This window comes from Dolichospermum sp. LEGE 00246 (assembly GCF_015207865.1).
In the GTDB taxonomy this organism is placed as follows: Bacteria; Cyanobacteriota; Cyanobacteriia; order Cyanobacteriales; family Nostocaceae; genus Dolichospermum; species Dolichospermum heterosporum.
The window spans coordinates 1-4,514 of sequence record NZ_JADEWA010000444.1 but is presented as its reverse complement, the minus strand read 5'-3'; the positions used below and the strand labels follow the sequence as shown (position 1 = coordinate 4,514).

Here is a 4,514-nt window from a genome sequence, read left to right as displayed (position 1 = left end):
ACTTCGTTTCCCAAGAATTACGGGCAGCAGAAGACCCAGAGTTTGAAACTTTCTATACCAAAAATATTTTGTTGAATGAGGGTATCCGCGCTTGGATGGCTCCTCAAGATCAACCCCACGAACAGTTCGTATTCCCAGAGGAGGTACTTCCACGTGGTAACGCTCTCTAATAGAGTTATTAGTGGTGGACGCGACCAAGAATCAAGCGGCTTCGCTTGGTGGTCCGGCAACGCCCGTTTAATCAATTTGTCTGGTAAACTACTTGGCGCTCACGTTGCCCATGCTGGTTTAATCGTCTTCTGGGCCGGAGCAATGACTTTGTTTGAAGTCTCTCACTTCATCCCAGAAAAGCCTATGTACGAACAAGGCTTGATTCTGCTTCCTCACCTCGCCACACTGGGTTGGGGCGTTGGTCCAGGTGGTGAAGTTTTTGATACATTCCCCTACTTCGTTGTCGGTGTACTTCACCTGATTTCCTCCGCAGTTCTAGGCTTTGGCGGTATTTATCATGCCGTTCGTGGTCCTGAAACCTTAGAAGAATATTCTGCCTTCTTTGGTTATGACTGGAAAGACAAGAACAAGATGACCAATATCATCGGCTTCCACCTGATCATCCTGGGATGCGGTGCGTTGTTATTGGTGCTGAAGGCTATGTTCTTCGGTGGAGTTTATGATACATGGGCTCCAGGTGGTGGTGATGTGCGTGTGATTACTAATCCCACACTCAACCCTGCAATCATCTTCGGTTATCTAATTAAAGCTCCCTTCGGTGGCGAAGGCTGGATTATTAGCGTTGATAACATGGAAGATGTTATCGGCGGTCACATTTGGATTGGTTTAACTTGTATTGCCGGTGGTATTTGGCACATCTTCACCAAGCCTTTTGCTTGGTCACGTCGTGCCTCCATTTGGTCTGGTGAAGCTTATCTATCCTATAGCTTAGGTGCGCTCTCCTTAATGGGGTTCATCGCTTGCGTTATGGTGTGGTTTAACAACACCGTTTACCCTAGCGAATTTTACGGTCCTACTGGTCCTGAAGCTTCTCAAGCTCAAGCTTTAACCTTCTTGATTCGTGACCAACGTTTGGGTGCTAACGTCGGTTCTGCCCAAGGTCCTACCGGTCTAGGTAAATACTTGATGCGCTCTCCATCTGGTGAAATCATCTTCGGTGGTGAAACCATGCGCTTCTGGGATTTTCGTGGTCCTTGGTTAGAGCCTCTTCGTGGACCTAACGGTCTTGATTTGGAAAAAATCAAGAATGATATTCAGCCTTGGCAAGCTCGTCGCGCTGCTGAATACATGACCCACGCGCCTTTGGGTTCTTTGAACTCTGTGGGTGGTGTGGCTACGGAAATTAACTCCTTCAACTATGTGTCTCCTCGCGCTTGGTTGGCGACTTCACACTTCGTTTTAGGATTCTTCTTCCTGATTGGTCACTTATGGCACGCAGGTCGCGCCCGGGCTGCTGCTGGTGGTTTTGAGAAGGGTATTAACCGTGAAACAGAACCAGCAATGTTTATGCCTGACCTTGACTAGGTTTTTCTAGGCTTAATTACTGACAATATAATGCTTTTGATAGCTCTTGCCTAACCGCAAGGGCTTTTTTTGTATTTTTCTGTGTAAGTTCACACATTAAGCTGTGTTAAGTAAGAGTAAAAATTTAAAATAAATTTTGTACATTGCTGCTAATATACAATGTAACAAATAAATCTTAGTAAAGGTCAAGTAATGAATAAGCTAAAGTTCAGCACGTCTGTATTAACAGTTACTGCTGGTTTGGTAATGGGGGCATCAATTAATCAAGTAGTTATTGCTGAGGAAGTTGTTGCAGAATCAATTACTCAGCCAGCAGTTACAAATGAAGTTATTGCCAAATCAATCACTCCTGAAAAAACTGAAACTCATCCTCAACCAGGAACTTTCAGTTATAGTGCTGGTGATTTACTGGCAAAAAGACCACTGGATTTAGATATATTTTGCAAAAGTTATCCTTTAAATTCCCTCTGTACTGAGCGTTCTACTCCATCAAAACCACAGCCAGAAGAATCTAAACCTACCGAAGAAGCAAGCGAAACTCCTGTAAAAACTAGCGGTTGGGCAATTACTCCTGAAATTAGTACACTAGGTGTTGGTGCAACAGTCACTAAGTCCATAACACCTAATGTCAATGCTAAATTAGGCATTAATGGCTTAGGTATAAGTAGAGATATTAGCTTGTCCGATGTTGATTATAAAGCTAACCTCAACCTATTTAATGTGTCTACCTTAATTGACTACCTACCTTGGAAAAATGGTGGTTTTCATTTGACCGGAGGTTTGGTATTTCAAGATAATAATTTGGAAGGAACTGGGAAACCCAAGAATGGTGTGACCATTAGGATCAATGACAAAGACTATAACAGCACAACTGTGCTTACATCATTGAAATCTAAAGCTTCCTTTCCCAATAGTGTCGCACCATATATTGGACTGGGTTGGGGTAATGCTGTGAAGCCTGGTAAACATCTGGGATTTTCGGCAAATTTAGGTGTGATGTTTGCTGGCTCCCCAATGGTATCATTAACACCTGGGTTTGGTCCAGATGCAACGGAGGCTTTAAAAGCGGAAATTAATAGTAACATCGAAGCAGAAAGGAAAAAACAAGAAAGCGATCTGAATTGGTTAAGTGTTTATCCTGTTTTTTCTCTTGGTATTTCTTACCAATTCTAATTGACAATTTAGGGTGTGTCAGATGTTGAAAATATATTCATTATTACTGAGTTATCGAGTCTGACTCACCCTACAAAAAATATTTAGTATCACATTTGCGTAAATCCTAGTTTTAACTTTCCTCTCTACCAGTTGCTATAATTAAATTAACTTGTATTTTATTCTTAGATATACAAATGACCATCACCAAATATCGCGCTGATAGAGTCATACTTCATAACATCAGTTGGCAACAGTTTGAAAGTCTTCTCCAAGATTTGGGAGAAAATCGGGCTGCTAGGGTGGCTTATAATGATGGAAATTTGGAAATTATGACCCCTTTACCAGAACACGAACAATATAAAGAAGTAATTAGTGATGCAGTTAAAGATATCGCTGAAGAGTTGGATTTAGACTATGAAAGTTTAGGTTCAACTACCTGGAAAAAAGAACGCAAAATGGCAGGAATAGAGGCAGATAATTGCTTTTATTTTCAAAATGAACCATTAGTTAGAGGTAGATTAGATTTAGATTTGCAAAAAGATCCACCTCCTGACTTAGCTTTAGAAATTGATGTTACGAGTAAGTCTTTAGACCGTTTTCCTATTTATGCTCGTTTGGGAGTTCCTGAAATTTGGTGTTATGATTCTGGTGAGTTGAAAATCTATCTTTTGCAAGCTGGGGAATATCTGGAATCACAGAAAAGTTTAGTATTTCCTAGTTTAGAAATTCGGGATTTACCAAAAATAATTGAGCAAAATCGGGTAAATGGTAGAAGGGCAATTAGAAAAGCTGTTAGGAAATGGGTGCATCAAAAATAATTAGAGAACTCCACAAAAAGAAATGCCCAATGTCTTCTGTTCGCGCAGCGTGCCAGAGGCATGACAAAACAAATCATTTATTTTGTGGCTTACTCTTAAAAATATTCATCCCCCTACATTCATCGCTGCTAAAAAAGCTTTTTGACTGACATCTTGATAAAGGGATTTTAAATATTTCATCACCAATTCACCAGCAGGAGAATTAGTTGGATTTTCTTCATCTTTCGCTAAGGGAATTGTCCCTAATACATCTAATACTGTTTCACTAACCGCAGGTGAAATTACTACTAAAGACGATTCTAACGGCTGATTATATTGCCAAAAATCATCTATTCTAACGGGATATTTATTTCCAGAAACTTCTGGTTGAATTGCCGATGTTTCCTGAATTGTGTCGACATTTTTAGTCCTGCGTAATTGGCGTAAGTCGCTGATAATTTGCTCTTTGGTGCGTCCACGTAGTTGAAATAATACAAAAGGGTCTTCACTAAAGCGATCGCCTAATTGATAATATACTGCACCTATATGTTTACAAGGAACGGCTTTATCAGGACAAGAACATTTACTGTGAACATCAGTAAGAGTAAAGGGAAACAAGGATAAACCATTACTGATAAAAACTTCTTCAATATTTTGTGGCATTTCTCCCGCTAATAACTTAGCCGCAAAAATCGCCTTTTGGGACATAGTTTCCACCACATAACCCCATTCTTCATCACTAAAAGCATCAAGAGATAAAGAAACCTTATAAGGTTCTGCTTCACTACCTTGTACCCTCGCTAATACTTTCGCAGCTTTAAATTTAATACTGAGAACATTTCCTTGTCGAGAATAATTTCTTGCCCGTTCTAATCGCTTTTTAAATCGGTAAGAATCTAGTAGATCTAACCATCTTTGTGACCACCATTCCCGACTTGCTTGTAAGGTTTCGTTACTCATAATCTTTGATCTTTTTGTGGTGTCATAATCCAGTTCCCTCCCCGATGCTTTGGGGAGGGTTAGGGT

The 4,514-nt window shown here is 40.4% G+C and carries 4 protein-coding genes and 1 pseudogene; 4 read left to right on the top strand and 1 reads right to left on the bottom strand.

Features of this window, described 5'->3' with window-relative positions:
- From IQ228_RS21775 to IQ228_RS21760, 4 genes and pseudogenes are all read left to right on the top strand, one after another.
- Window positions 1-170, top strand: a pseudogene (locus IQ228_RS21775) (photosystem II D2 protein (photosystem q(a) protein)); the annotation flags it as partial.
- Complete coding sequence (gene psbC, locus IQ228_RS21770; protein ID WP_027402430.1) at window positions 154-1,536, top strand: photosystem II reaction center protein CP43; 1,383 nt, start codon at window positions 154-156, stop codon at window positions 1,534-1,536. The pseudogene IQ228_RS21775 and the gene psbC, both read left to right, overlap by 17 nt.
- A 192-nt stretch (window positions 1,537-1,728) precedes the next feature.
- Entirely contained in the window at window positions 1,729-2,709 is a 981-nt protein-coding gene (locus tag IQ228_RS21765; RefSeq protein ID WP_027402429.1) for a hypothetical protein, read from the top strand.
- 176 nt (window positions 2,710-2,885) lie between these two features.
- Window positions 2,886-3,509 (top strand): Uma2 family endonuclease, encoded by a 624-nt coding sequence (locus tag IQ228_RS21760; RefSeq protein ID WP_193964418.1) that lies wholly within the window; start codon window positions 2,886-2,888, stop codon window positions 3,507-3,509.
- Between the two features lie 105 nt (window positions 3,510-3,614).
- Here IQ228_RS21760 and IQ228_RS21755 read toward each other — a convergent pair whose 3' ends face one another.
- Window positions 3,615-4,448, bottom strand: coding sequence for an SWIM zinc finger family protein (locus IQ228_RS21755; RefSeq protein WP_193964416.1), 834 nt, complete (start codon window positions 4,446-4,448; stop codon window positions 3,615-3,617).
- Between the last annotated feature and the right edge of the window lie 66 nt (window positions 4,449-4,514).